The 23,242-nt window shown below is 66.2% G+C and carries 26 protein-coding genes; 10 read left to right on the plus strand and 16 right to left on the minus strand.

Features of this window, described 5'->3' with window-relative positions:
• Nucleotides 1-15: 15 nt before the first annotated feature.
• The 4 genes from mepA to EJ068_RS15225 form a co-directional block, all read right to left on the minus strand.
• Nucleotides 16-1,098, minus strand: coding sequence for a penicillin-insensitive murein endopeptidase (gene mepA / locus EJ068_RS15210; RefSeq protein WP_127253525.1), 1,083 nt, complete (start codon nt 1,096-1,098; stop codon nt 16-18).
• An 82-nt stretch (nt 1,099-1,180) separates the two neighbouring features.
• Nucleotides 1,181-2,083: an SDR family oxidoreductase gene (locus EJ068_RS15215; RefSeq protein WP_127253526.1), complete on the minus strand. Its 903-nt coding sequence runs from the start codon at nt 2,081-2,083 to the stop codon at nt 1,181-1,183.
• Nucleotides 2,080-3,231, minus strand: coding sequence for a tRNA epoxyqueuosine(34) reductase QueG (gene queG / locus EJ068_RS15220; RefSeq protein ID WP_127253527.1), 1,152 nt, complete (start codon nt 3,229-3,231; stop codon nt 2,080-2,082). The genes EJ068_RS15215 and queG overlap by 4 nt, the downstream gene beginning before the upstream one ends.
• Nucleotides 3,212-3,904 (minus strand): glutathione S-transferase family protein, encoded by a 693-nt coding sequence (locus tag EJ068_RS15225; RefSeq protein ID WP_042645260.1) that lies wholly within the window; start codon nt 3,902-3,904, stop codon nt 3,212-3,214. The genes queG and EJ068_RS15225 overlap by 20 nt, the downstream gene beginning before the upstream one ends.
• A gap of 159 nt (nt 3,905-4,063) precedes the next feature.
• Here EJ068_RS15225 and EJ068_RS15230 point away from each other — a divergent pair, with 159 nt between their 5' ends.
• The gene (locus tag EJ068_RS15230) at nt 4,064-4,870 is read left to right on the plus strand and encodes an undecaprenyl-diphosphate phosphatase (protein WP_127253528.1); all 807 of its coding nucleotides are present in this window, start codon (nt 4,064-4,066) and stop codon (nt 4,868-4,870) included.
• 183 nt (nt 4,871-5,053) lie between these two features.
• Here EJ068_RS15230 and EJ068_RS15235 read toward each other — a convergent pair whose 3' ends face one another.
• Nucleotides 5,054-5,431, minus strand: a complete 378-nt coding sequence (locus tag EJ068_RS15235) for a YraN family protein (RefSeq protein ID WP_126080309.1) — start codon at nt 5,429-5,431, stop codon at nt 5,054-5,056.
• 59 nt (nt 5,432-5,490) lie between these two features.
• A complete protein-coding gene (gene rsmI / locus EJ068_RS15240; protein ID WP_245463428.1) occupies nt 5,491-6,381 on the minus strand; it encodes a 16S rRNA (cytidine(1402)-2'-O)-methyltransferase in 891 nt (296 codons plus the stop codon).
• A gap of 156 nt (nt 6,382-6,537) precedes the next feature.
• Here rsmI and EJ068_RS15245 point away from each other — a divergent pair, with 156 nt between their 5' ends.
• On the plus strand, nt 6,538-6,726 hold the full coding sequence (locus EJ068_RS15245; protein ID WP_127253531.1) for a hypothetical protein: 189 nt from the start codon (nt 6,538-6,540) through the stop codon (nt 6,724-6,726).
• A 181-nt stretch (nt 6,727-6,907) separates the two neighbouring features.
• On the opposite strand, the gene EJ068_RS15250 is transcribed toward EJ068_RS15245, so the two are convergent.
• The 5 genes from EJ068_RS15250 to rph all read right to left on the minus strand — a co-directional run bounded on the left by EJ068_RS15250 (nt 6,908) and on the right by rph (nt 11,217).
• A complete protein-coding gene (locus EJ068_RS15250) occupies nt 6,908-7,834 on the minus strand; it encodes an IS110 family transposase (protein WP_129554534.1) in 927 nt (308 codons plus the stop codon).
• 225 nt (nt 7,835-8,059) lie between these two features.
• Nucleotides 8,060-9,232: a radical SAM family heme chaperone HemW gene (hemW, locus tag EJ068_RS15255; protein ID WP_189342000.1), complete on the minus strand. Its 1,173-nt coding sequence runs from the start codon at nt 9,230-9,232 to the stop codon at nt 8,060-8,062.
• The gene (gene rdgB / locus EJ068_RS15260; RefSeq protein ID WP_127252702.1) at nt 9,229-9,906 is read right to left on the minus strand and encodes an RdgB/HAM1 family non-canonical purine NTP pyrophosphatase; all 678 of its coding nucleotides are present in this window, start codon (nt 9,904-9,906) and stop codon (nt 9,229-9,231) included. The genes hemW and rdgB overlap by 4 nt, the downstream gene beginning before the upstream one ends.
• Nucleotides 9,906-10,316, minus strand: coding sequence for a VOC family protein (locus EJ068_RS15265; protein WP_127252701.1), 411 nt, complete (start codon nt 10,314-10,316; stop codon nt 9,906-9,908). The genes rdgB and EJ068_RS15265 overlap by 1 nt, the downstream gene beginning before the upstream one ends.
• A 184-nt stretch (nt 10,317-10,500) precedes the next feature.
• Nucleotides 10,501-11,217, minus strand: a complete 717-nt coding sequence (rph, locus tag EJ068_RS15275; RefSeq protein WP_027169620.1) for a ribonuclease PH — start codon at nt 11,215-11,217, stop codon at nt 10,501-10,503.
• Between the two features lie 148 nt (nt 11,218-11,365).
• Between rph and hrcA the strand changes: the two genes are divergently transcribed.
• The 5 genes from hrcA to cysK all read left to right on the plus strand — a co-directional run bounded on the left by hrcA (nt 11,366) and on the right by cysK (nt 16,390).
• Nucleotides 11,366-12,463 (plus strand): heat-inducible transcriptional repressor HrcA, encoded by a 1,098-nt coding sequence (gene hrcA, locus EJ068_RS15280; RefSeq protein ID WP_126080304.1) that lies wholly within the window; start codon nt 11,366-11,368, stop codon nt 12,461-12,463.
• 71 nt (nt 12,464-12,534) lie between these two features.
• Nucleotides 12,535-12,732: a hypothetical protein gene (locus EJ068_RS15285; protein ID WP_127252700.1), complete on the plus strand. Its 198-nt coding sequence runs from the start codon at nt 12,535-12,537 to the stop codon at nt 12,730-12,732.
• Between the two features lie 116 nt (nt 12,733-12,848).
• On the plus strand, nt 12,849-14,198 hold the full coding sequence (locus EJ068_RS15290) for a sorbosone dehydrogenase family protein (RefSeq protein WP_127252699.1): 1,350 nt from the start codon (nt 12,849-12,851) through the stop codon (nt 14,196-14,198).
• 266 nt (nt 14,199-14,464) lie between these two features.
• Nucleotides 14,465-15,082 (plus strand): LysE family translocator, encoded by a 618-nt coding sequence (locus tag EJ068_RS15295; RefSeq protein WP_127252698.1) that lies wholly within the window; start codon nt 14,465-14,467, stop codon nt 15,080-15,082.
• Nucleotides 15,083-15,409: 327 nt separating this feature from the next.
• Entirely contained in the window at nt 15,410-16,390 is a 981-nt protein-coding gene (gene cysK, locus EJ068_RS15300) for a cysteine synthase A (RefSeq protein WP_127252697.1), read from the plus strand.
• 421 nt (nt 16,391-16,811) lie between these two features.
• Here cysK and EJ068_RS15305 read toward each other — a convergent pair whose 3' ends face one another.
• Together EJ068_RS15305 and EJ068_RS15310 are read right to left on the minus strand one after the other, a co-directional pair.
• A complete protein-coding gene (locus EJ068_RS15305) occupies nt 16,812-18,059 on the minus strand; it encodes an RNA polymerase sigma factor (RefSeq protein ID WP_127252696.1) in 1,248 nt (415 codons plus the stop codon).
• A 6-nt stretch (nt 18,060-18,065) separates the two neighbouring features.
• Entirely contained in the window at nt 18,066-18,437 is a 372-nt protein-coding gene (locus EJ068_RS15310) for a YciI family protein (RefSeq protein ID WP_126080298.1), read from the minus strand.
• A gap of 305 nt (nt 18,438-18,742) precedes the next feature.
• On the opposite strand from EJ068_RS15310, the gene EJ068_RS15315 reads away from it, so the two are divergent.
• The 3 genes from EJ068_RS15315 (at nt 18,743) to EJ068_RS15325 (ending at nt 22,406) form a co-directional block, all read left to right on the plus strand.
• Entirely contained in the window at nt 18,743-19,702 is a 960-nt protein-coding gene (locus tag EJ068_RS15315; protein WP_127252695.1) for a TAXI family TRAP transporter solute-binding subunit, read from the plus strand.
• 233 nt (nt 19,703-19,935) lie between these two features.
• Complete coding sequence (locus EJ068_RS15320) at nt 19,936-22,032, plus strand: TRAP transporter permease (RefSeq protein ID WP_129554612.1); 2,097 nt, start codon at nt 19,936-19,938, stop codon at nt 22,030-22,032.
• Nucleotides 22,029-22,406 (plus strand): DUF1850 domain-containing protein, encoded by a 378-nt coding sequence (locus tag EJ068_RS15325; RefSeq protein ID WP_127386182.1) that lies wholly within the window; start codon nt 22,029-22,031, stop codon nt 22,404-22,406. Before EJ068_RS15320 ends, EJ068_RS15325 begins: the two co-directional genes overlap by 4 nt.
• Nucleotides 22,407-22,440: 34 nt before the next feature.
• Here the strand turns inward: EJ068_RS15325 and EJ068_RS15330 are convergent, their stop codons facing one another.
• From EJ068_RS15330 to EJ068_RS15335, 3 genes are all read right to left on the minus strand, one after another.
• The gene (locus tag EJ068_RS15330; protein ID WP_127253444.1) at nt 22,441-22,887 is read right to left on the minus strand and encodes a thiol-disulfide oxidoreductase DCC family protein; all 447 of its coding nucleotides are present in this window, start codon (nt 22,885-22,887) and stop codon (nt 22,441-22,443) included.
• 68 nt (nt 22,888-22,955) lie between these two features.
• Nucleotides 22,956-23,081, minus strand: coding sequence for a hypothetical protein (locus EJ068_RS33675; RefSeq protein ID WP_281059023.1), 126 nt, complete (start codon nt 23,079-23,081; stop codon nt 22,956-22,958).
• Nucleotide 23,082: 1 nt separating this feature from the next.
• Nucleotides 23,083-23,229, minus strand: coding sequence for a hypothetical protein (locus tag EJ068_RS15335; RefSeq protein ID WP_126080293.1), 147 nt, complete (start codon nt 23,227-23,229; stop codon nt 23,083-23,085).
• Nucleotides 23,230-23,242 lie beyond the last annotated feature (13 nt).

Below are 23,242 nucleotides of genomic sequence, written 5' to 3' on the forward strand. Positions count from 1 at the left end.
AAGCCCGCTTCGGCGTCAGTTCCCCGGTCTAGGCCTTGGCAGCGGAATGCCGATCTTGGGCGTCGGCGCGAAAGCGCTCGCCGCCGCCGGCATCGCGGCATTGCCGCTGGAGATCGTCTCCGCCGGCTCGGTCGGCTGCGGTTCCGCCACGGCGACCGCGGTGGCGCTGCCGCCCTGGTAGGTCACGGCCGCCAGCGACGGCGCATCCGTCGCGGCGAGCACCGCCTGGCACTCTTTCGGCAGATTGGCCATCGTCATCAGGTCGCGGGCCTTGGGCGCATCGGGGTTCTTGTTGGGCCGCCACGGCTCCTCGGTGAACCACCAGGCCAGCGGCTTGCCGCAGCCGTCGTCAGCGGGCGTCGCCTCCTGCCCCTTGCAACCGGGCGAGCCCGGCTGGCAGCCGATGCGCATGTGGAAGTGATAGTCGTGGCCCCAGAACGGCCGGATCTTGCGCAGCCAGGAACGGTCGCCGGTGACGGTGTCGCAAAGCTCCTTCTTGATGCCGGGATTGACCAGGATGCGCTCGACTTCCGGATAGCTCGCGGCGCGCTTGAGCAGCCTTGTGTGCGCCGGCGTCCACAGCGCGTCCTTCACCAGATGCGTCTTCTCGTCGACCATCAGCGTGGCGCTCATCGATTCGCGCTGGGCCATGCTCAGCGGCCGCTTCGGCATCGGCGTCAGCCAGATGTCGGCGTCGAGCCCGATCTGATGCGAGGCATGGCCGGTCATCATCGGTCCGCCGCGCGGCTGCGAGACGTCGCCGACCAGAAGCCCCGGCCAGCCGTCGGCTCCCGCGTCGCGCGACAGCTTTTCGATCAGCGCGATCATGGCCGGATGGCCCCAGCGCCGGTTGCGCGAGGGGCGCATCACTTCCCAGGTCGGACCTTCCATCGGCAGGGCGACGCCGCCGGCGAAGCAGCCCTTGGAGTAGAAACCGAAGGATTGCGCGGGCACCACCGCAGGCAGTTTCTTGGTGCCGAACAGGTCCTTGGCGCGCGGTTCGGCCGAAATCGCCGCCGCGACCAGCGCAGCCAAGGTCACCAGCGCCAGCGCGGCGGTCAGGAACGGCTTCCTGTCGGGCAGCGATCGCAAATTCATCAGGCCGGATCCCTCTCCAGTCAATCCGTTTGCGGCACGGTCAGGAACGAATCATACCACGCCGCGCGTCCCGCATCGATCTTCAGCGCCTCATCGGGCTGCGCGGCGCTCCGTCCCGCCAGTTGCCCTCGGCCCACATCCGCTCCAGCGCCACCCGGTAGTTCGGGAATCGGAAGCGATAGCCGGCCGCCTTGATCGCCTTGTTGGCGACCCGCTTGTTCTCGCCATAGAAAGAACGCGCCATGGGCGAAAGTTGGGCGGTCTCGAAGGGAATTTCCGGCGGCGGCTCGACGCCCATCAGCCCGGCGGCGTAGGCCACGACATCCTGCGGCGGCGCCGGCTCGTCGTCGGTGACATTGAAGATGCCGCCGAGGTTGCCGCCGGCGAGGTGCCAGAGCGCGCCGGCAATGTCGTCGCAATGTATGCGGTTGAACACCTGCCCCGGCTTGACCAGCCGCCGCGCCGTGACCTCCTCGAGATTGGCCAGCGCGTTGCGGCCGGGCCCGTAGATTCCGGAAAGCCGCAGCACGGCCGCCGGCTTGCCGATCTCGCGGCCAAGCGCCAGCCACTCCTGTTCGGCCGCCACCCGCATCACCGAACGCTTCGACACCGGCCGGCAGTCGCTGGTCTCGTCCACCCAGGCGCCGCCATGGTCGCCATAGACGCCCACGGTCGACAGATAGCCGATCCATTCCAGCGCCGGCATCTTTTCCCGCAGCGCATCGCCGGCGGCCTTCAGCACCGGATCGCCGGCCTCGTCGGGGGCGACCGAGACGATGAGATGCGTGGTCCTGGCAAGCGCCTCGCCGAGCTCGGGCGACAGCGCGCCGTCGAATTGCAGCGGCTCGATGCCGGCCGATCGCAGCGCCTCGAACTTTTCCGGCGCCCGGGTCGTGCCGGAGATCGGCGCGTGCTGGGCGTTGGCCCGCGCGAAAGCCTTGCCGGAATAGCCGGCGCCAAAGATAAAGAAGCGTCTTTCGCTCATCGATGAACCTCTACGGATGCCAAGCCCGCCAGCCATTCTTCGCGAACCGCCGCATCGGTCTCGGTCCTCGAAGCCATGGCGGCAAGCTCGCCAAATTCGCGGTCGGGGAGCAGTCGCGACAGGCCCCAGATTGCCGCACCCCGCACCAGCGGCGAGGCGTCGCCGAGCAGGCCACGCACAATGGGCGCCAGCAACGGGTCGCCCGAATTGCCGGCGGCGATCAGCACGTTGCGCACAAAACGGTCGCGGCCGATGCGCTTGATCGGTGAGCCAGAGAAGAAGGCGCGGAACGCCTCGTCATCGAGCGCGAGCAGGTCCGAGAGCTTCGGCTCGCGCAAATCCTCGCGTGCGGCAAGCTTCGCCTCCGAGGCCGCGCGGGCGAATTTGTTCCACGGGCAGGCGGCCAGGCAGTCGTCGCAGCCATAGATGCGGTTGCCGATCTTGTCGCGGAATTCGCGCGGGATCGGCCCCTTGTTCTCGATGGTCAGGTAGGAGATGCAGCGCCGCGCATCGAGCCGGTAGGGCGCCGGAAACGCATCGGTCGGGCAGGCGTCGAGGCAGGCGCGGCAGGAGCCGCAATGGTCGATCTCGGGCTTGTCCGGCTCCAGCTCGGCCGCGGTGAAGATCGTGCCGAGGAACAGCCAGGAGCCATGCGCGCGGCTGACCAGGTTCGTGTGCTTGCCCTGCCAGCCGAGCCCTGCGGCTTCCGCCAGCGGCTTTTCCATCACCGGCGCCGTGTCGACGAACACCTTTACGTCGCCGCCCGCCTTGGCCACGATCTTGCCGGCGATCTCCTTCAGCCGGCCCTTCATCACGTCATGATAGTCGCGGTTTTGCGCATAGACCGAGATCGCGCCGCGGTCGGGTCTTGCGAGGATGTCACGTGGATCCTGGTCGGGGCCGTAATTCATCGCCAGCACGACGATAGAGCGCACCTCCGGCCACAGCGTCGAGGGCTCAGCCCGGCGCTCAAGCGTCTCGGCGATCCACCCCATCGAGCCGTGAAAACCGTCGGCGACGAATTCGGCCAAGCGTGCGGGCGCCAGCGGGATCGCGTCCGGACGTGTCACGGCGACCGCCTCGAAGCCGGCGCGGCGCGCCTCCGCCTCGATCAGCGCGCGCAAGGTTTCAGAAGTCGAGGTCCGCATAATGCGACACCGGCGACAGGCCGCGCACCCGGTCGGAGAGCAGCGGCCGGAACGACGGCCGCGATTTCACCCGCGTGTACCATTCGCGCGCGGCGCTGTGTTCGCGCCAGTCGATCTCGCCGAGATAATCGAGCACCGAAAGCGTCGCCGCCGCGGCGAGGTCGGCATAGGTCACCTTGTTGCCGGCCAGCCAATGGCGCGTGCCGGCCAGCCAATTGGTGTATTTCATGTGCTGGCGGATGTTGGCGCGCGCCGCCCGGATCGCCGCCGAATCGGGCGAGCCGCCGCCGGCGGTTTCCGGCATCACCGGCTTCAGCACGCGCTCGCGCACCAGGTGGCGGGTGACCTCGCTTTCGGCCTTCGCCAGATACCAGTCGGTCAGCCGGCGGATTTCGGCGCGCTGCATCGGATCCTCGGCGAACAGCCTTTTGTCGCGCTTGAGCACGCCGCGCGTCTCGTCGAGATATTCGGCGATCACCATGGCGCCGACGATCGGCACGTCGCCTTCGGCCAGCAGGATCGGCAGCGTACCGGCCGGGTTCAGCGCCAGGAACTCCTTGCGCCGCGTCCACGGCTTTTCCTCGATCAGCGCCAGCTCCTCGCCATACTCGCCAAAGGCGAGGCGGACGAACCGGCAGGTGGCGAACATGGGATGATGGAAAAGCGTCAGCATGGTTCCGCGATGATAGGGCGCACTGGCGAATCGGTGTCAGCGCCGGTAAGTCTTGGCGGCCCATCATGCGGCCGTCACGGTGTTGCGACCTATAGGGGGACTTCCGCGCCGTGACAAGCAAGCCGTTGTCCCAGCTATCCCCGAAATCCTGAGGTTGCCATGGAAAGCCAGACCATCGTCGAAGCGCTGTTGCTTGGGCTTTTGGAGGGCCTGACCGAGTTCATCCCGGTGTCCTCGACCGGCCACATCCTGCTTGCCGGCCATTTCCTTGGCTTCCACTCCACCGGCAAGGCCTTCGAGATCCTGATCCAGCTCGGCGCGATCCTGGCCATTTTGAGTGTCTATTTCGGCAAGCTCTGGCAGATGCTGATCAAGCTGCCCAGCGACCCGCAGACTAGGCATTTCGTCATCGGCATCCTGATCGCCTTCCTGCCGGCCGCGGTCATCGGCGCCGTAGGTCACGACTTCATCAAAAACTATCTGTTCGAATCGCCAAAACTGATCTGCAGCATGCTGATCATTGGCGGCGTGGTGCTGCTCGTCGTCGACCGCATCAACTTCAAGCCGGTGCATCACGACGTCGAGCGCTTCCCGTTGAGCGTCTATCTCAAGATCGGCCTGTTCCAGTGCCTGTCGCTGATCCCGGGCACCTCGCGTTCCGGCTCGACCATCGTCGGCGCGCTGCTGATGGGCGTCGACAAGCGCGCGGCGGCGGAATTCTCCTTCTTCCTCGCCATGCCTACCATGGTCGGCGCCTTCGCCTTCGACCTCTTCAAGAACCGCAACGTGCTGACTTCGGCCGACCTGCCGATCATTTCCGTCGGCTTCATCGCCGCCTTCGTCGCCGCGCTGATCGTCGTCCGCTTCCTGCTCGATTACGTCTCGCGCAAAGGCTACGCGCTGTTCGGCTGGTGGCGGCTTGCGGTCGGGGTAGCGGGGCTGGCGGCGCTGATGGTTTGGGGGTGAGAACCCGCCCGCAGGATATGGCAACCACACACCGCGCTCCCCCTCACCCAGCCTCCGCTGACCTCTCCCCGAGGGGAGAGGAGACTGTCGGCGTCGGCGGAGAAGGTGGCCGCGAAGCGGCCGGATGAGGGGGCCAGCGCTGCCATATGCGATTGTCTACCCATTATAGCGGGATAAGCCCGCTCAATTCCTCCCATAAAACGCGTTCTCGACATGCACCGGCCAACGCCAGGGCAGCACGGCCACCATGTCGAAACGCATCGAAAGCCGCCCGTAATCCGGCTGCCGCGACAGCCACAGATCTGCGGCGCCCTCGATGCGGCGCTCCGATTCATGGCCGATCGCTTCCATCGCCTCGATCAGCGTGCGGCGCGCCTTGACCTCGACGAACAGCACGAGATCGCCGCGCCGCGCGATCAGGTCGATCTCGCCGAGCCTTGTGCGATGGCGGCGGGCAAGGATGCGGTAGCCTTTCAGCATCAGCGCCAGCGCCGCCAGCCATTCGCCGCGATGACCGCGCCGATAGGCCTTGCGGCGATGGCCGACCGTGCGCTCAGCCACCGTCGGCTCCTTTTTGCTCGACCATGATCCTATCCAAAACCGGCTTCCACTTTTTGGGATCATGGTCCGTCCTTGAGTTCCAAGAGCCGCCGGTAGAGCGCCTGTTTCTGGACGCCGGTCATCTTCGCCGCTTCCGATGCCGCCTTCGAAGCCGGCATTTCGGCCGCCAGCGACAACAGGAGCCGGTCGATATCCGCCGGCTGCTCTTCCGCTGCTTCGGGCGGGCCGACGCAAATGACGATCTCGCCCTTCGGCGTATCGGCGGCGGCATAGTGGCCGGCCAGCTCGGTCAGCGTGCCGGTGCGCATCTCCTCGAAAGCCTTGGTCAGCTCGCGCCCGATCGCGGCCTTCCGCGTGCCCCCCAGTGCCTCGACCATGGCGGCAAGCGTCTCGGCCAGCCGTCTGGGCGATTCGAAGAAGATCAGCGTCGCCGGCACCGCCTTGAAGGTTTCGAGCTTGGTCACTCGTTGCCCTGCCTTCACCGGCAGGAAGCCGGCGAACAGGAAAGCATCGGATGGCAGGCCGGAAGCCGTCAGCGCCGCAAGCGCTGCCGACGGTCCAGGAATCGGCACGACGCGGATGCCCTGCTCCAGCGCCTCGCCGACTAGCCGGTAACCGGGATCGGAAACCAAGGGCGTGCCGGCGTCGGAGATCAGCGCCACGCTCTGCCCGGCCGCCAGCGCCTCGATCAGCTTCGGCCCGGCCTCTTGCGCATTGTGCTCGTGATAGGCGGTGGTGCGGCGGCGGATGCCGTAGCGTTCGAGCAGCACGCGCGAGACGCGCGTGTCCTCGCAGGCGACGATGTCGGCTGCGGCCAGCGTCTCCAGCGCGCGCAGCGTGATATCAGCCAGATTGCCGATCGGCGTCGCCACCAGATAGAGCGCCGGCTGGAGCGCCCGCGCCGCGATCTCGGTCTGTCCGATCAGGTAGCTGCTTCTGTCGCCGGTCAAGGATAACCCTCCGTTCACCCTGTTTGGCATGGCTGACGGCCTGTTGCAAAACGTGAGGTCGGGTTACGAAATCGCCATGCCTTTGCCACAGTGCGGAACGAAACCCACAGCGGCGAATTTAACCCCTGATTCCCCGGGAGGAGGCAGGACCGAACGATGCCCAATCGCTTCGACATCTTCATCAGCCGACTTGAAAGCAAGACCGCCCGCGAGGGCATCCCTTCACACCCCATCGCCGCCCAGAGCGGCGTCCGCCGCGACAAGAGCGAGCAGAAGCAGGCCCGCCCCGATGACGCGCATGGCGAGAAGCACCGCGGCAAGCACCGCCAGAAGCACGACGCTTAAGAGCGTCCCCGACCTTCGCGAGTGGCGAAGACCTCTCTCGCTTCTTCATTCCAGGGCGGAGCGAGGAGCGAAGCGATGCGCACAGACCCTGCAATCCATGCCGTTACATCGAAGTGCCACTAACGGTGCAGAATTCTGGACCGCAACACTCTTCGCATAGGTCACGGCATGGCAACTGTGTTCACGCGAATGCGGTTTTGTCGCGCATGATGGCGTTGAGGACGACCAGGAGCTTCCTTGCGACGGCGATGATGGCGAGTTTCTTGGACCCTGAGCGGGCAGCAAGTGCGGTATAGAAGGTCTTGAAGCGCTCACAGGTTCTGATGGCGGTGAGGGCAGCCATATAGAGGGCGCGACGCACGCGTGATCGCCCGCCCTGGATCTGGCTCCTGCGGCTGAGCTTGCCGCTCTTGTTGTCGAACGGGGCAAGGCCGGCGAGCGCGGCGATCGCCTTGGGTGAGCGCTGGCCGAGCTCGGGCAGGAGCGCCAGCAAAGAGAGCGCGCCGACATTGGAGACACCGGGCACGGAGACCATCAGCGCATGGTCGCGAGCGGTGTCCTGGTTTTGACGAATGACTTCGGCAATCTGGCTCTCGAACGCCTTGATACGCGTGTCGAGGAAGGCGATCGTCTCTTCCAGATCGGCAATGACGGCCTCCTCGAAAGCCTCGGCGAGGTGCTTCTTCAGCGCTGCCCGCATCTCGACCAAATGATCGCGGTGGCCGGCAAGCGATTGAAGCCGCTCGACTTCTTCGCTCGGCGCCGGCTCGGCCTCAGGGTTATAGCGACGGCCATAGTCGCTCAGCATCCTGGCATCGAGAGGATCGGTCTTGGCGCGCCGGCGCGTCGACTTCGAATAGTGGTGGGTGTGCGCCGGGTTGTGCCGCGAGAACGGCACGCCGGCCTTGGCCAGCGCATGGCGCAGCAGCCGGTCATGGACACCTGTCGCCTCCATGACGACGAAGTCCCGACTGGGATCAAGGCCTGCCACATAGGCGGCGATCGCATCGGCCTGGTTGTCGATGCGCCGAAGACGGCCGCTTGTCTCATCAAAAAAGTCGAGCCACTGCTTGGAGATGTCGCAGCCGACATAGTTCTGGGCTATCATGTCCACGCCTCTTCCTGTGGTGCGGGGTCTGCTTCGAACAGCCCCGTGCAACTGTTCAGGTTGATGGTTCACCGGTGGGAAGGGACCGGGCCATGCCACGGCCTGTCCGAAAGGACGACCACGATCCACTCGGTCTCCTTCCCACCTCAACCATACACCAGAACCAACACACAGGATTCTCGGGTCAAGCCCAGGGTCAAGCCCGAGAATGACGAACGCGCTGCTTTACCGCGCCAGATCCGCCACCACCGCATCGAGCACGATCATGCCGGCGGTCGTGGCGCGCAGCCTTGCATTGCCGACCGGCGCCACCAGCCCTTCCTCCTGCAGCACCGAGAGCCGCGCGCTGGAAAGGCCGCGCCCCGAGAGCGCCTCGTAGCGCTGCAGGTCGATGCCTTCGGCGAGCCGCAAGCCCATCAGCAGGAACTCGTCGGCCTCTTCCGCGCGGGTCAGGATCTCGCCGCCGGTGACGCCGTGACCCTTGGCCTCGACCAGATTGACCCAGGTCTCCGGCATCCTTTCCGCTATAGTCACCGTGCGGCGGCCGTTCTCGACGAAGCGGCCATGCGCGCCCGGGCCGACGCCGACATATTCGCCATAGCGCCAATAGGTGAGGTTGTGCCGGCTTTCGGCGCCCGGCCGGGCGTGGTTGGAAATCTCATAGGCCGGCAGCCCATGCCCCGCCGTCACCTCCTGCGTCAGCGCGTAGAGGTCGGCGGCATGGTCGTTGTCAGGCAGCGTGAATTTCTTTGCCGCGTAGAGCGCATGGAAGGGTGTGCCCTCCTCGATGGTCAGCTGATAGAGCGACAGATGGTCGACTGCATAGCCGATCGCCTGCTCCAGCTCCGCGCCCCACGCCTCCGGCGTCTGGCCGGGCCGGGCATAGATCAGGTCGAAGGAGAGACGGGGAAATATGTCCCGCGCCAGCCCGATGGCGTGCAGTGCCTCCTCGACGTTGTGCAGCCGGCCGAGGAAGCGCAGGTCCTTGTCGTTCAGCGCCTGCACGCCGAGCGAGACGCGGTTGACGCCCGCGGCGCGATAGCCGCGAAAGCGCTCGGCCTCGACCGAGGACGGGTTGGCCTCCAGCGTCACCTCGATGCCGTCAGGCACCGTCCAGTTCTTCGCCACCGCCTCCAGCACCGCGCCCACCGTTTCCGGCTTCATCAGCGACGGCGTGCCGCCGCCGAGGAAGATGCTGGTCACCTCGCGCGGCCCGGTGCGGGCGCGCATGGTCGCAAGCTCCGTCTCGAAGGCGCGCGCAAAGCGCTCCTGGTCGACCGGCTGGTGGCGGACATGGCTGTTGAAGTCGCAGTAAGGGCACTTGGCCGCGCAGAACGGCCAGTGGATGTAGACGCCGAAGCCGGGGCTGCGGTCGAGCGGTATGGTCACTGCGCTCATGCGGGTCCTGATCGCGCCAGATCCAACCTGGCCAAATCCAGTCGCGCTTCGGCGAATTTCTGGAAGGCGCGGGCGCGGTGCGAAAGCGCCGTCGCCTGGCCGGGCTTCCAGCCATGCTTTTCTTCCGCGCTCATCTCGCCAAAAGTCTTGTCGAAACCGTTGGGCAGAAACACCGGATCGTAGCCGAAGCCGAGCGTGCCGCGCGGCGGCCATACCAGCGTGCCCTCGGCCTCGCCCCGGTAATATTCAGCCTCGCCGTCCGGGAAGGCGAGGCAGATGACGGCGACGAAGCGGCCGGTGCGCTGTGAGGGCTTGGTCGCGCCGGCCTCCTGCAGCGCGGTCTCCGTCTTCTGCATGGCCATGCCGAAATCGCGGGTGCCATCCGGCTTCTCGGCCCAGTTGGCGGTGTAGACGCCTGGTGCGCCGCCGAGAGCGTCGACGCACAGCCCCGAGTCGTCCGACAGCGCGGGCAGGCCGGTCGCCTTGGCCGCGGCATATGCCTTGATGTAGGCGTTTTCCTCGAAGGTGGTGCCGGTCTCGTCCGGCTCGGGCAGGCCGTATGCCTTGGCCGACTTCGCCTCGAAGCCGAACGGCGCCATCAGGTCGGCAAATTCGCGCAGCTTGCCAGCATTGTGGCTGGCGACGACGATCTTCTTTCCATTCAAAGAATGCATCAGAAACCCCAGATTCTAGGCTCGGCGAACTCGATCGAATTGCCCGAAGGGTCGCGGATATAGATCGAGTGCCCGCCTTGCGGCCATTCGAAGTCGCTTTCGATGGCGATGTTGTTCGCGGCGAGATGCTTGCGCCATGCGGCGATCTCTTCGGCCGTAGCCGCAAAGCAGAGATGCCCCTCGCCGGCCGTGCCATGCGGCGGCACTTTCAGCCGGGCGTCAGGCGCCGGAGGGATTTTGGTCGCCTCGGCGTTGAAGAGAAGCAATACGCCGTCACCGCAACGGAAGAAGACATGGCGCCCCTCGACCTTGCCCAGTGGCTCGAGGCCGATGATGTCGCGGTAGAAGGTTTCGGCGGCAGCCAAATTGGTGACGTAGAGAGCTGATTCCAAAATTGCAGAGGGTATCACGAGGCCCCCCTCTCTGCCCTGCCGGGCATCTCCCCCTCAAGGGGGGAGATTGGCAGCTTTGTCGTAGGCACCCATTCTGCAACGCCGGTGATTGGCGAAAGCCGCGGCGAAATCCAATCTCCCCCCTTGAGGGGGAGATGGCCGGCAGGCCAGAGAGGGGGGCCTAGGCTCGGCATTGGAAACCCTACGCCACCGCCATCTGCTGCAGGCTCACCAGCCGCGAAATGCCCTTCTTGGCCAGTCCCATCAGCGCCGCGAACTGCTCCTCGGAGAAAGGCTCGCCTTCGGCCGTGCCCTGGATCTCGACGATGCCGCCCTTGCCGGTCATGACGAAATTGGCGTCGGTGCCGGCTGAGGAATCCTCGAGATAATCGAGGTCGATGACCGGCTGGCCGTCATGGATGCCGCAGGAGATCGCCGCGACATGGTCCTTGAGCACCTTGGCGACGCTGACCATCTGGCGCGCTTCCATCCAGCGCAGGCAGTCGTAGAGCGCCACCCAGCCGCCGGTGATCGAGGCGGTGCGGGTGCCGCCATCGGCCTGGATCACGTCGCAGTCGACGGTGATCTGCTGTTCGCCCAGCGCCTGCAGGTCGACCACGGCGCGCAAGCTCCGGCCGATCAGCCGCTGGATCTCCAGCGTGCGGCCGCCCTGCTTGCCGGCGGAGGCCTCGCGCCGCATGCGCTCACCGGTCGAGCGCGGCAGCATGCCGTATTCGGCCGTCACCCAGCCCTTGCCGGAATTGCGCATCCAGGCCGGCACTTTTTCCTCGAGGCTCGCGGTGCACAGGACATGCGTGTCGCCGAACTTCACCAGGCACGAGCCTTCGGCATGCTTGGACACGCCGCGCTCGAAGGAGATGGCGCGCATTTCGTCGGCTTGGCGTTTGGAGGGGCGCATCGAGGCTCTTTCTGTTCTTTCCCGGATTCGTTGGCGGCTTGTAGACGCATGCAGTCTCTCGCGCAAAGGAAAAGGGGGCGCGAGCCAGGGCGGGTTGCGCGAGCCGACCGGGAGTCTATATCTTTCCGGTAGGAGGTTTCTCGCCGGAATGAACAGACCAGTCGATCCGACGTCGCAGTCACCCGGGCTTCAGTCGCCGGTACTTCAGTCACTCGACATGCGCTCGCGCGATATTTTCCGGCGGATTGTCGATTCCTATCTGCGCGACGGCGAGCCGGTCGGCTCGCGCAGCCTGTCGCGCATCCTGCCCTCCTCGCTGTCGCCGGCCACCATCCGCAACGTGATGAGCGACCTCGAGCATCTCGGCCTGATCTATGCGCCGCATGTTTCCGCCGGGCGGCTCCCGACCCAGACGGGCCTGCGCTTCTTTGTCGACGCCTTCATGGAGCTCGGCGACCTTTCAGACGACGAGCGCCGCATCATCGAGGCGCAGGTGCGCGCCTCGGGCTCCGGCGCAACGCTGGAGCATATGCTGACCGAGGCCAGCCAGATGCTGTCCGGCATGTCGCGCGGCGCCGGCCTCGTGCTCGCCTCCAAGAACGAGGTGGCGCTGAAGCACATCGAATTCATCCAGCTCGAGCCGACCAAGGCGCTGGCCGTGCTGGTGTCGCAGAACGGCGATGTCGAGAACCGCGTCGTCGACCTGCCCGTCGGCACCACCGTGTCGCAACTGCACGAGGCGTCCAATTTCCTCAACGCCCATATCCGGGGCCGCACGCTTGCCGAGGCGCGCGCCGAGATCGCCCGCATCAAGGATGAGACCAAATCCGCTCTCGACACGCTGTCGCAGGATCTTGTCGAGAAGGGGCTGGCGGTCTGGGCCGGCGCCGAAAGCGGCCTGCCGGCGCGTCTCATCGTGCGCGGCCGTGCCAACCTGCTGGAAAATGTCACCGCCCAGGCCGATCTCGAACTGCTGCGCCATCTGTTCGAGGATCTGGAGACGCAGGACGGGCTGCTGCAGCTGCTCGACCTAGCCGAGGAAGGGCCGGGCGTGCGCATCTTCATCGGCTCGGAGAACAAGCTGTTTTCGCTGTCCGGCTCGTCGCTGGTCGTCGCCCCCTATCGCGACAAGGATGCCCGCGTCATCGGCGCGCTTGGCGTCATCGGTCCGACGCGGCTGAATTACGCCCGCATCGTGCCGATGGTCGATTATACCGCACAACTGATTTCGCGCATGCTGCGTTAGGTGTATCGATATTCAGGTGATGTCGGCCTGACCGGAATCTCGACACACCTAAAGTCGCTGCGGAGGAAAAAATGGCTCTGGAATCAATCAAGGCCCAGATCGACCTCCTGCTTCAGGAAATGATCAACCAGCCCGAGGACGACCACGAGATCCAGGAGCAGCTGCGCGAGAAATTGCGGGAGCTCCGCGCCATGGGCCTGCCCTTGCCGGCCGATCTCGTCGAGCTGGAAAAGCGCCTCGACGACGACCTGGATACCGAAGAGATCTAAGCTCCGGCGCTCCGTCAAATCCGCGTGCGCAAGCTTCTCTTTTCGGTCGTTTGCCCAATATGTCCTGCTCGGAGCGCCTGACCGAGCGAGGCGCATGGCAGACGACGAAGAACAGCATGATACGGATCGCCGGCCTTGCGGGCATTGCCTTGATTCTCGCCACCGGTGCCTTTGCGCAGCAGGCCCCCTTGCTCAGCGGCGAAAAGGCCTTCGGCGACTGGAAGGCCGACCGTCCGGGCGTGCGCCGGCTGCTGAAGCCGCAGGATCAGCCGAAACCGAATGTGGCGGAGTCCGCCGCCAATGGCGGCGGCGTCACCGATCGCCCGGAGGGCGCGAAGCCACAGCTTCCGCCGGGCTTTTCCGCCGAGCTGGTCGCATCGGGTATCGACAGTCCACGCGCGGTCCGCGTGGCGCCGAACGGCGACCTCTTCGTCGCCGACAGCCGGGCAAACCAGGTCCGCGTCTATCGCCTGGCTGAGGGCAGCGCGAAGCCCGCCGAGACCTCGATCTTCGCCAAGGGCCTGACGCGACCCTACGGCATCGCCTTCTATCCGCCGGGCGACAAGCCGCAATGGGTCTATGTGGCCAACAGCGACAGCGTCGTGCGCTTTCCCTATCGCGACGGCGACCTCGAAGCGTCCGGTGAGCCGGAAACTATTGTCGCCAAGGTTCCCGCCAGCCACCACTGGACGCGTGACATCGCCTTCGCGCCCGACGGCAAGACGCTCTATCTGTCGGTCGGCTCCGGCTCCAACATCGCCGAGGATATGGGAGCGAAGCCGAAGGGTGGTGTCGAGGCGTGGGCGAAATCGCAGCCGCTGGGCGAGGCCTGGGGCCCGGAGGAAGGCCGCGCCGATGTGCTCGCCTTCGACCCCGATGGCAGCAACCGCAGGACCGTCGCCACCGGCCTGCGCAACTGCTCCGGCATGACCGTGCAGCCGGCGACAGGCGCGCTCTGGTGCGTCGTCAACGAGCGCGACGAGCTTGGCGACAATGTCCCCTTCGAATACGCGACCGCGGTGAAGGATGGCGCGTTCTATGGCTGGCCCTGGTATTACATCGGCGACAACGAGGACCCGCGCCACAAGGGCGCGCGCCCAGACCTCGCTGGCAAGGTCACGCTGCCCGACGTGCTGATCCAGGCGCATTCGGCGCCGCTCAACATCGCCTTCTATAGTGGCGGCAACTTCCCGGCTGACGGTTTTCCTGCTGAATATAGGGGCGACGCCTTCGTCACCCTGCACGGCTCGTGGAACCGCAATGTTCGCACCGGCTACAAGGTGGTGCGGCTACGGTTCCAGGACGGCAAGCCGACCGGCGAATATGACGACTTCGCCACCGGCTTCGTCATATCCGACGACGCGGTCTGGGGCCGGCCGGTCGGCGTCGCTGTCGCCAAGGACGGCGCGCTGATCCTCACCGAGGACGGCAACGGTACGATCTGGCGTGTGACGTATGGCGGGTAAGCGGTGGTCGGGCGTTCGACCGTGCGTCGAGGGGCCCCCTCACCCGGATTGCCAACCGAATTGCGAAGGGCAATTCGGGGCAATCCGACCTCTCCCCAAGGGGAGAGGAGCAGGCGAGCGTCGGCGCCAACCTCTTCTCTCCTCGGGGAGAAGGTGGCCGCGAAGCGGCCGGATGAGGGGGCTGGCGCAAACGAATCTGCCCCATAGCGAATTCATTCCCGATCCGTTTCGTGCGACAAGTGCGTCCCTATCTCGGGACCGCAACCATGACACTCACCGGATTCCTCGCTTACAGCGCAGCCCTCGGCGTCGCCGCCGCCATTCCGGGCCCCGGCGTCACGGCGCTGGTCGCCCGCGCGCTCGGCTCCGGCTTCCGCTCCTCGCTTGCCATGTCGTTCGGCCTGATGCTCGGCGACCTAACCTATCTCACCGCCGTCGTGCTTGGGCTGGCCTTCGTCGCCCAGACCTTCGGCATGGTCTTCCTCGCTATCAAATGGGCCGGCGTCGCCTATCTCGCCTTCCTTGCCTGGCGCTTCTGGACCAGCGGTATCACGCCCGAGACCGTCGAGGCGCACAAGGCCCGGGGCGGGCTGCTGTCGAGCTTCATCGCCGGGCTGACGGTGACGCTGGGCAATCCCAAGACGATGATCTTCTATCTCGCCATCACGCCGACCATCGTCGATCTGAAGACGATCACGCTCGCCAACTACGCCATTTTGGCGATGCTCACCGTGGTCGTGCTGTTCGTGGTGCTGGTGCCTTATCTGGCGCTGGCCGCCAAGGCGCGCTGGTTCCTGAAATCGCCACGCGCGTTGAAGGTGCTCAACCGCACCGCCGCCGGCTTCATGATGGGCGCGGCGGCCGCCATCGCGGCCCGCCAATAAGGTGCATTGATATTCAGGTGAGGCCGGCCTGCGAAGGACGACTTCCTGCGCTTCCGGTGCTCACGTACTTCAAGTACGCTCCGCTCCGGTTCTCGGACCCCGCCCTTCTCGGCTCGGCCTGACCTGAATTCTCAACACGCCTTGGTGCGTGACCGTTCCGATTTCAGCCAAACCATTCCTGAAACCCACTGCAGCGGAAAATGCATTTCCGCTGCGGCGCGCTTTTCAGCAACCGCCCCACTCGGATATTTTCGGTGGCCGGCCTATCTTGCGCGGCTGAAAGCCCTATTCTGTTTTGCCTATGCCATTGCCCTGGGAGCGAACCAAATGAACAAGCCCGTCACCTCCGCGCGCGTGCCCGGCCGCGGCCGCGTCTTCAATTCGATCACGGAGACGATTGGCGACACGCCGCTGGTCAGGCTGGACAAGTTCGCCAGGGAGAAGGGCATCGTCGCCAACCTGATGGCCAAGCTCGAATTCTTCAACCCGATCGCTTCGGTCAAGGACCGCATCGGCGTCGCCATGATCGAGGCGCTGGAGGAAGCCGGCAAGATTGCGCCCGGCAAGACCACGCTGATCGAGCCGACCTCCGGCAACACCGGCATCGCGCTCGCCTTCGCCGCCGCCGCCAAGGGCTACAAGCTGATCCTCACCATGCCGGAGACGATGTCGGTCGAGCGCCGCAAGATGCTGGCGCTGCTCGGCGCCGAGCTGGTGCTGACCGAGGGGCCGAAAGGCATGAAGGGCGCCATCGCCAAGGCCGACGAGCTCGCCGCCACGCTGCCCAACGCCATCATCCCGCAGCAATTCGAGAACCCGGCCAATCCCGAGATCCACCGCCGCACCACGGCCGAGGAGATCTGGAACGACACCAATGGCGAGGTCGATATCTTCGTCGCCGGCATCGGCACCGGCGGCACCATCACGGGCGTCGGCCAGGTGCTGAAGAAGCGCAAGCCCTCGGTGCATATCGTGGCGGTCGAGCCGGAGGCCTCCCCGGTTCTGTCCGGCGGCCAGCCCGGCCCGCACAAGATCCAGGGCATCGGCGCGGGCTTCGCGCCGAAGATCCTGGATACGTCCGTCTATGACGAGATCGTCAGGGTGTCGAACGAGGATTCGGTCGCCAATGCACGCCTGGTCGCGCGCCTCGAAGGCGTGCCGGTCGGCATCTCGTCGGGCGCGGCGTTGCAGGCGGCCATCGTCGTCGGCTCGCGGCCGGACAACAAGGGCAAGAACCTCGTCGTCGTCATCCCCTCCTTCGCCGAGCGCTATCTCTCGACCATCCTGTTCGACGGGCTGGGGGCGTAGGGCGCCCTTCGTCATCATCGGGCTTGACCGACCCGAGGATCATGCTGTGGCGTCTGTACGCGCGCCGGCAGCGGCGGCTTCGTCGTCGAGGCGCACTTGGCATGGCCGGCTCGGCAGACCGCATGCCTTGGAGATTGCCTGAAGCCTTCCAACTTCGTCATCCACGGGCGGAGCAAGGAGCGAAGCGACGCGCGCAGACCCGAGGATCCATTCCGTGACTTCGACGCGCCGCATCGGTGCAGAATTCTGCTCCGCTGCATCCTACGATCGAGGTCACGGCATAGATCCCAGGGTCTCCGCGACGCCGCTTCGCGGCTGCTTCGCCCAGGGATGACGAAGTTGAGAGGCTTCCGCCAATCCCCAGCGTTTGCGCCGATCCCCCGGAAAGGGTGATGACTCCTGCTCACCGATCAAACCGACATTAACCCCCCACAAGCTTCGCCTTCTCGCCCTGGAGGAAACGCCGCAGCGCCGGGTCGCGCTCGAGGCCGATCGCCTGGTCGTAGGCCTGCGCCGCCTGCTTCGTATTGCCAAGCCTGGCCAGCAGCCCGGCGCGCGCGGCCCAATAGGGCTGGTAGTCCTGCAGCCGCTTGTCGTCGCCCAGCACATAGAGCGCCGCCAGCCCGGCTGTTGCACCCTCGGTTTCGGCGATCGCTATCGCGCGGTTGATCGCCACCACCGGTGAACCGGCTACGGAAAGCAGCGCGTCGTAAAGCTGGCGGATCGCCGCCCAGTCCGTGCCGCTGCCGCGCCGGCGCGCCGTGTGGGCGGACTGCACGGCGGCCTCGAGCTGGTAGCGGCCGATGATGCCCCTTTGCGCGGCGCCCGCCAGCAAGGCCTCCGCCTCGTCGATCAGGCTGTCGTCCCAGAGCGCGATATCCTGTTCGGCCAAAGGCACGAAGTCTCCATCCGGGCCGCGCCGTGCCGAGCGGCGCGCCTCGGCGAACAGCATCAGCGCCAGCAGTCCCAGCGCCTCCGGCTCGTCCGGCATCAGCGAGGCGACCAGCCGTCCAAGCCAGATTCCTTCGCCGGCGAGGTTGCGCCGGCGGCTGTCGGTGCCGGTCGGATCCGACCAGCCTTCGGCGAAGGTGGCGTAGATCGCTTCCAGCACGGCGCCCAGCCGCTCGCCGAGCTCCGCCTTCTCCGGCACGCGAAAAGGAATCCCGGTCTCGCGGATGCGCGCCTTGGCCCGCACCAGCCGCTGCCCCATCGTCGCCGGCGAGACCAGGAAGGCAGAGGCGATGGTCGCGGCGTCGAAGCCGAGGATCGTCTGCAGGATCAGCGGCGCGCGCACGCTGGCCTCGATCGCCGGATGGGCGCAGGCGAACATCAGCCGCAGCCGGTCGTCGGGCAGCTCCTCGCCGCTCATGCGCGCCTCCATCTCCTCGGCAATCAGCTGCAGATGATCGCGCGCCGCCTCGCCGGTCAGCCGCCGCCGCACGGCGTCGACGTCGCGCCGGCGCGCCACCGCGAGCAGCCAGGCTTCCGGCTGCGCCGGCACGCCGGTTCGAGGCCAGCGCTCCAGCGCGGCGGCGAAGGCATCGGCCAGCGCGTCCTCGGCGCCGGCGACGTCGCGCGTGCGCGCCGCCAGCCAGGCGACCAGCTTGCCGTAGCTGCTCCGGGCGGCCGCTTCCGCCGCCGCCCGCGCGATCTCCGAGCGATCATCCATCGCGGCTCACTCCGCGGCGGCGACGTACTCTGCCATTTCCCAGATCGGCCGCACCTCGACCGTGCCGGTGGCGGACGCGGGACAGCGCGCGCCCCATTCGATGGCCGTGTCGATGTCGGCCGCCTCGATCATGTAGAAGCCGGCCAATTGCTCCTTGGTGTCGGCATAGGGGCCGTCGAGCACATTGGTCTTGCCGCCGGTGAGCCGCACCGAGGTGGCCGCCTGGGTCGGGCGCAGCCGCTCGCCGGCGATATACGCCCCGGATTTCTTCAGCGCTTCGGTGTAGGCGCCATAGGCCGCGAGCACCTGGTGGGTCTGCTCCTTTGGAGCATTCGCCATCGCGGCTTCGTCATTGTAGATCAAAAGCATGTATCGCATGGTCTTCTCCCGTTTCTTGAAGGCCGCGTCGTTGCGTGCCGACCTATGTCGTGCGGCATCGACCGATTTCGACAGGCGCCGGAAAAATCTTTCGTCCCCAAAGCAGCAGAGCGCAAGTCGGCGCTTTTTCGCCGCCACTCAACCGTTCGTCCAGATCATGATCCCAAAAAGTGGCCCCGGTTTTTTGGAAAGGATCATGGTCAAACAGAATGCGTTGAATTGCGGGTTGGCATTTGGCTCCTCCCGTCTAAACTCACGAGTCTCGCGCCGGGGAGGCGACGCGACCGTTTCAGGAGGAGAAACCTATGCTCGATTTCAGGACGAAATTTGTTGCCGCCGGCGCCTTGGCGCTGTCGCTCGGTCTCGGCGCCGTATCGGCCGGGGCGCAGGAGTTCATCAATGTGCTCACCGGCGGCACGTCGGGCGTCTATTATCCGCTCGGCGTCGCGCTGTCCGAAATCTACGGCAAGGGCATAGAGGGCTCACGCACGCAGGTTCAGGCGACCAAGGCTTCGGTCGAGAACCTGAACCTCCTGCAGCAGGGCAAGGGCGAGATCGCCTTCGCGCTCGGCGATTCCGTCAAGATGGCCGCCGAGGGCAACACCGAAGCCGGCTTCCCGGGCAAGCTCGACAAGTTGCGCGGCATTGCCGCGATCTATCCCAATTATATCCAGATCGTCGCCAGCCAGGACTCCGGCATCAAGACGCTCGCCGACCTCAAGGGCAAGAGCCTGTCGGTGGGCGCGCCCGCCTCCGGCACCGAGCTCAACGCGCGCGCCATCTTCGCCGCCGCCGGTCTCAAATACGAGGATCTCGGACGCGTCGAATACCTGCCCTTCGCCGAATCGGTCGAGCTGATCAAGAACCGCCAGCTCGACGCCACCTTGCAGTCGGCCGGCCTCGGCGTCGCCTCCATCCGCGATCTCGCAACTTCCGTGCCGATCAACGTCGTCGCCGTGCCGGCCGAGGACGTCGCCAAGATCGGGGCGCCTTATCTTTCCGTGGTCATCCCGAAAGGCACCTATGAAGGCCAGGCGGAAGATGTCCCGACCGCCGCGGTGGGCAACTTCCTGATCACCCGCGCCGACGTTCCCGACGACACCGCGTACCAGATGACCAAGCTCTTGTTCGAGCATCTCGACCAGCTCACCGCCGCTCATGCCGCCGCCAAGGCGATCGACCCGGCCAAGGCGCTGGACGGCATGCCCGTGGCGCTGCATCCCGGCGCGGAGCGCTACTACAAGGAAAAGGGCCTGCTGAAATAGGCCCTCACCATCGAGGAAGGGCTATCGCATAGCGCAGCGCCAGCCCCCTCATCCGGCCGCTTCGCGGCCACCTTCTCCCCGGTGGGGAGAAGAGGTTGGCAGCGACGCCGACAATCTCCTCTCCCCACCGGGGAGAGGTCAGCCGAGCGAAGCGGAGGCTGGGCGAGGGGGAGCCCCATACGTGGTTTCCCTCCCCTCAACGGAGAACGGTATTGCCCGTCAGGAACCCGCCAATGACCGAGACCCCGACCGTTCTTTCCCCCGCCGCCGAAGAACAGGTCGAAGGGCTGCCGCCGGGCTTCGGCGACGGCCTCGCTGGCAAGGCCGCCTTTGCCATCGCGGTCGCCTTCTCCGTCTTCCAGATCTACATCGCCGCCTATGGCAGCCTTCCCAGCCAGGTGGTGCGGGCCATGCATGTCGGCTTCCTGCTGTTGCTCGGTTTCGGCCTGATCGCCAATTTGCGCGCCACCGGCGTGGCGGCGAAGGCGGCATTCTGGACGCTCGGCGTGCTGGGTTTCGCGACCGGTCTCTACAACTGGGTCTTCTATGCCGACCTCATCCGCCGCTCCGGCTTCCTCACCACGCCGGACCTCATCGTCGGCACGCTGCTGGTGGTGCTGGTCTTCGAGGCCGCTAGACGGCTGATGGGCCTGCCGCTGGCGGTGATCGCCTTCATCTTCCTCGCCTATTGCTTCGTCGGCAATCATCTGCCGCCGCCCTTCATCCATCGCGGCTATGATTTCGCGCAGCTGGTCGACACCTTCGCCTTCGGCACCGAGGGCATATACGGCACGCCGGTCTATGTGTCGGCCGCCTATATCTTCATCTTCGTCGTCTTTGCCGCCTTCCTCGAACGTGCCGGCATGATCGCGCTGTTCAACGATTTCGCGCTCGGCCTCGTCGGCTCATGGCGCGGTGGTCCGGCGCAGGTCTGCGTGCTCTCCTCCGCGCTGATGGGCACGATCTCCGGCTCGGGCGTCGCCAATGTCGTCGCCAGCGGCCAGTTCACCATTCCGCTGATGAAGCGCTTCGGTTTCCGCTCGGCCTTTGCCGGCGCGGTCGAGGCGACCTCCTCGATGGGCGGCCAGATCATGCCGCCGGTCATGGGGGCCGTCGCCTTCATCATGGCCGAGACGCTGAACATCCCTTATGCCGAGGTGGTCAAGGCGGCGATCATCCCGGCGCTGCTCTATTTCGGCGCCTGTTTCTGGCAGGTGCATCTGGAGGCCGGCAAGGCCGGGCTGCATGGCATGGCCAAGGCCGAGTTGCCCAATCCCTGGGAGGCGGTGCGAAAGCACTGGCCGCTCGTGCTGCCGCTCGCCGTGCTGGTTTATCTTCTGTTTGCCGGCTACACGCCGATCTTCGCCGGCACGATGGGCCTCGCGCTGACCATAGTGCTCATCCTCGGCACACCGTTGGCGGCATTGATCGGACCGCTCGCCTTCCGCGTCGTCTTCTGGCTGGCCATCGGGCTTGCCGCCGCGTCCTTCATGCGTTTCGGCGTCAATGTGCTGAGCCTCGTCATCGCGGCGCTCGTCATTGCCTGCCTCGCCTTCAAGGGTGGGCGCGAGACGCTGCGCATCTGCGTCGACTCGCTTGCCGAAGGGGCCAAGAACGCGCTGCCCGTCGGCATCGCCTGCGCCATCGTCGGCATCGTCATCGGCACGCTGACGCTCACCGGCATCGCCTCCACTTTCATCGGCTGGATCATCTCCATCGGCGAGGACAATCTGTTCCTGTCGCTGGTGTTGACCATGCTCACCTGCCTGGTGCTCGGCATGGGCATTCCGACGATCCCCAACTACATCATCACCTCCTCCCTTGCCGGTCCGGCGCTGCTGTCGCTCGGCGTGCCGCTGGTGGTCAGCCACATGTTCGTCTTCTATTTCGGCATCATGGCGGACCTGACGCCGCCGGTGGCGCTCGCCGCCTTCGCCGCCGCGCCGATGGCCAAGGAAAGCGGATTGAAGATCGGCATCCAGGCGACAAAGCTCGCCATCGCCGGCTTCGTCGTGCCGTTCATGGCCGTCTACACGCCCGCCCTCATGCTGCAGGATGCCGGCCCGATCGCGGCCTCGTTCGGCTATCCCGTCGAGGTCGCCTATATCGTCGCCAAGGCCTGCATGGGCATTGTGCTGTGGGGCGCCGCCGCCGTCGGCTTCCTCGCCCGGCGCATGGCCTTGTGGGAGCGTCTCGTCGCTTTCGCAGCCGGCCTGCTCCTGGTGATCGCGCTGCCGCTCACCGACGAGGCCGGCTGGGTTCTGGCGCTGGCGTGGATCGGCTGGCATTGCTGGCGCGCGCGCCGGCTGTCCATGGCCGGCGCCGCATGAGCCTATGCATCCTCACCGCCGGCAAGACGGTGACGCTCGCCGCCGCCGCCTTCACCCTGTCCTGGACGCATTCGGTGGAACGCACGCGCTGGCAGGAGGATTGGAAAGTGTCGCCCACCGGGCTGCACGTCGTCGAGGCGCGGGTCAAAGGCTCCGGCGCCGGCATGGAGCCGCCCGAGGGCTCGGTGCTGCGGGACGGCTGGTGGATCTATGCGCCACGGATCGGGCCCCAGCAGCGTCTGGTGCTCGCGGCGTCCGGCGCCACCGGGGAAGGCTGGACGCTGTGCACGGTCATGGGTTGCCGGGAGCTGGGCGGGACGGCCGGCGAACCCACCGTGCTCGAACCCTGCGCCGGCTCAAGCCAGGCGCGATAGCGCATGGAGCGAATCTGAAAGATCGCGACGCGCTTTAGCCGATCAGCCGCTCCCGCAATTCGGCCGAAGGAATCTCGCAACTGTCCTTGCGGCCGAACAGCGCGTAGCGGTTCTTGGCAACGCGGTCATAGAGCCAGTCGCGCAGCGGTCGCGGCAGGATGAGCAGCGCCTTCGCGGCGCGCCAAGGCCAGCCGAGCGCGGCCATGACGGCAACGAAACTGTCGAGCTTGGTGAAGGGGGCGCCGTCGATGATGGCGAGGTTGCTGTCGTAATCGTCGGTCGGCAGGCCATGCTCGCGAAACAGCGCCTCGCCGAGCGGCGATTGCGCCGTGGCGAAGCGGAAGCGTTTTTCCCGGTCCAGCCTGAGGACGAGCTGGACGAAGCCCGAGCAGAACACGCAGACGCCGTCGAAGACGATCAGCGGCTGGCGGGCGTTATAGGCCTGGCGCGGGAAATCAGGACTTTCGGGCAGGTCGGTCATCGCGGCCCCGGCTGCTTGTGACCCCAAACACTAAGCTAGGAGACACACTAAGCCAGCCGGCGGCGGCGTCAAAGTCGCGGCGTTGTCGCACGCCAGTTGGCGGCGAGCACAAGGCGCTCGACGCGATAGGTGGTGGCGCGCTGGTCGGCGGCCGGCCGGCAGATGCGGCTGTGGTGGGCGCGTTGGCGGGTCATGTCAGTTCGCGCCGACGCCCAGCGAGTTGCCGCGACGCGCGCAGGCCGGCCCCGGGCCGCGCATGTAATAGCGCTCCGGCCGGTAGGTCGGCGCGACGAATTCGCGAATGGCGGCGGCGTAGCCTGTAATGTGGTTCCAGAAGTTCATTTTAACTGTCCCT

Source organism: Mesorhizobium sp. M2A.F.Ca.ET.043.02.1.1, from assembly GCF_003952405.1.
GTDB lineage: Bacteria > Pseudomonadota > Alphaproteobacteria > Rhizobiales > Rhizobiaceae > Mesorhizobium.

Bases quoted from the DNA above. Each gene is read 5' to 3' on its own strand.
- EJ068_RS15305 (WP_127252696.1), bottom strand. From the start codon at position 18,059: ATGGATGATCGCTCGGAGATCGCGCGGGCGGCGGCGGAAGCGGCCGCC.
- EJ068_RS15285 (WP_127252700.1), top strand. From the start codon at position 12,535: ATGGCTCTGGAATCAATCAAGGCCCAGATCGACCTCCTGCTTCAGGAA.
- cysK (WP_127252697.1), top strand. From the start codon at position 15,410: ATGAACAAGCCCGTCACCTCCGCGCGCGTGCCCGGCCGCGGCCGCGTC.
- EJ068_RS15315 (WP_127252695.1), top strand. From the start codon at position 18,743: ATGCTCGATTTCAGGACGAAATTTGTTGCCGCCGGCGCCTTGGCGCTG.
- hemW (WP_189342000.1), bottom strand. From the start codon at position 9,232: ATGAGCGCAGTGACCATACCGCTCGACCGCAGCCCCGGCTTCGGCGTC.
- EJ068_RS33675 (WP_281059023.1), bottom strand. From the start codon at position 23,081: ATGACCCGCCAACGCGCCCACCACAGCCGCATCTGCCGGCCGGCCGCC.
- hrcA (WP_126080304.1), top strand. From the start codon at position 11,366: ATGAACAGACCAGTCGATCCGACGTCGCAGTCACCCGGGCTTCAGTCG.
- EJ068_RS15215 (WP_127253526.1), bottom strand. From the start codon at position 2,083: ATGAGCGAAAGACGCTTCTTTATCTTTGGCGCCGGCTATTCCGGCAAG.
- EJ068_RS15330 (WP_127253444.1), bottom strand. From the start codon at position 22,887: ATGACCGACCTGCCCGAAAGTCCTGATTTCCCGCGCCAGGCCTATAAC.
- EJ068_RS15325 (WP_127386182.1), top strand. From the start codon at position 22,029: ATGAGCCTATGCATCCTCACCGCCGGCAAGACGGTGACGCTCGCCGCC.
- EJ068_RS15335 (WP_126080293.1), bottom strand. From the start codon at position 23,229: ATGAACTTCTGGAACCACATTACAGGCTACGCCGCCGCCATTCGCGAA.
- EJ068_RS15295 (WP_127252698.1), top strand. From the start codon at position 14,465: ATGACACTCACCGGATTCCTCGCTTACAGCGCAGCCCTCGGCGTCGCC.
- EJ068_RS15320 (WP_129554612.1), top strand. From the start codon at position 19,936: ATGACCGAGACCCCGACCGTTCTTTCCCCCGCCGCCGAAGAACAGGTC.
- EJ068_RS15310 (WP_126080298.1), bottom strand. From the start codon at position 18,437: ATGCGATACATGCTTTTGATCTACAATGACGAAGCCGCGATGGCGAAT.
- rph (WP_027169620.1), bottom strand. From the start codon at position 11,217: ATGCGCCCCTCCAAACGCCAAGCCGACGAAATGCGCGCCATCTCCTTC.
- rdgB (WP_127252702.1), bottom strand. From the start codon at position 9,906: ATGCATTCTTTGAATGGAAAGAAGATCGTCGTCGCCAGCCACAATGCT.
- EJ068_RS15250 (WP_129554534.1), bottom strand. From the start codon at position 7,834: ATGATAGCCCAGAACTATGTCGGCTGCGACATCTCCAAGCAGTGGCTC.
- EJ068_RS15225 (WP_042645260.1), bottom strand. From the start codon at position 3,904: ATGCTGACGCTTTTCCATCATCCCATGTTCGCCACCTGCCGGTTCGTC.
- EJ068_RS15245 (WP_127253531.1), top strand. From the start codon at position 6,538: ATGCCCAATCGCTTCGACATCTTCATCAGCCGACTTGAAAGCAAGACC.
- mepA (WP_127253525.1), bottom strand. From the start codon at position 1,098: ATGAATTTGCGATCGCTGCCCGACAGGAAGCCGTTCCTGACCGCCGCG.
- EJ068_RS15290 (WP_127252699.1), top strand. From the start codon at position 12,849: ATGATACGGATCGCCGGCCTTGCGGGCATTGCCTTGATTCTCGCCACC.
- EJ068_RS15230 (WP_127253528.1), top strand. From the start codon at position 4,064: ATGGAAAGCCAGACCATCGTCGAAGCGCTGTTGCTTGGGCTTTTGGAG.
- queG (WP_127253527.1), bottom strand. From the start codon at position 3,231: ATGCGGACCTCGACTTCTGAAACCTTGCGCGCGCTGATCGAGGCGGAG.